Annotated in this window: 1 protein-coding gene; it reads right to left on the bottom strand. The window is 65.8% G+C overall.

The window, feature by feature from the left end:
* The coding region (gene mmsA / locus CHL76_RS16645) for a CoA-acylating methylmalonate-semialdehyde dehydrogenase (RefSeq protein ID WP_094909177.1) at nt 1-1,105 on the bottom strand (1,105 nt) is incomplete at both ends.

Here is a 1,105-nt window from a genome sequence, read left to right on the forward strand (position 1 = left end):
CGTTCGCCCACGCGATGCCGGCGGTCAGGTCCGGCACCCGCACGATGGAYARGACCGGCGCAAACAGCTCGTCCTGCCAGATGGTCATCGTCTGCTGCACGTGGTCAAAGATCGTCGGGCCGATAAAGTAGCCCTCCCGGGCCACCTCGTCCTCGCGGCCGTCGCGCACGAGCGTCGCGCCTTCCTCGACGCCTTTGTCGATGTAGGCCTTCGTTTTCTCGAGGTGCCCCTCGCGGATCACCGGCCCGAGGAACACGTCCTTCTCGCGGCCGTTGCCGATGGTCACGTCGTCGGCATACGCCTGGATCTTGGCCACCAGCTCGTCGGCGACGCTCTCCTGCACCGCCACCACGGAGGCGGCCATGCACCGTTCCCCGGCGGAGCCGAAGGCGGCGTTTAAAATCTGCCAGGCCGCGTTATCGAGGTCCGCGTCCTCCATCACGAGCGTATGGTTTTTCGCCCCGGCGAGCGCCTGCACGCGTTTGCCGTGCGCCGTGCCGGTTTTGTACACGTAGTCCGCGACCGGCTGGGAGCCGACAAAGGAAATCGCCGGCACRTCCYCGTGCTCGAGCAGGCCGTTCACGACGTCATGTGCGCCGTGCACCACGGACAGGACGCCCTTCGGGAGGCCCGCTTCCTCGAACAGCTCGGCGAGCCGGTTCGCGAGCATCGGCGTCCGCTCGGACGGCTTCAGCACGAACGTGTTGCCGCAGGCGATCGCGAGCGGAAACATCCAGCACGGCACCATCATCGGGAAGTTGAACGGGGTGATCCCGCCGACGACGCCGATCGGGTAGCGGTACATCCCGGACTCGATGTTCGTCGCAATGTCCGGGAGCTGGTCGCCCATCATRAGCGTCGGGGCCCCGGCGGCAAATTCCACGCATTCGATGCCGCGCTGCACTTCGCCTTTGGCCTCCTTCAGGTTTTTGCCGTTTTCGAGCGTAATGATCTCGGCGAGCTCGTCCCAGTGGCTCACGAGCAGCTGCTGGTAGGCAAACAGGATACGGGCGCGCTGCGGCACGGGCTTGGTCGACCAGTCGCGGTACGCCGCTTTCGACGCCTCCACGGCCTCGTTCACTTCGTCCTTCGAGGAAAGCGGGAC

Origin of the sequence: Marinococcus halophilus (assembly GCF_002265875.1) — a bacterium.
GTDB lineage: Bacteria > Bacillota > Bacilli > Bacillales > Marinococcaceae > Marinococcus > Marinococcus halophilus.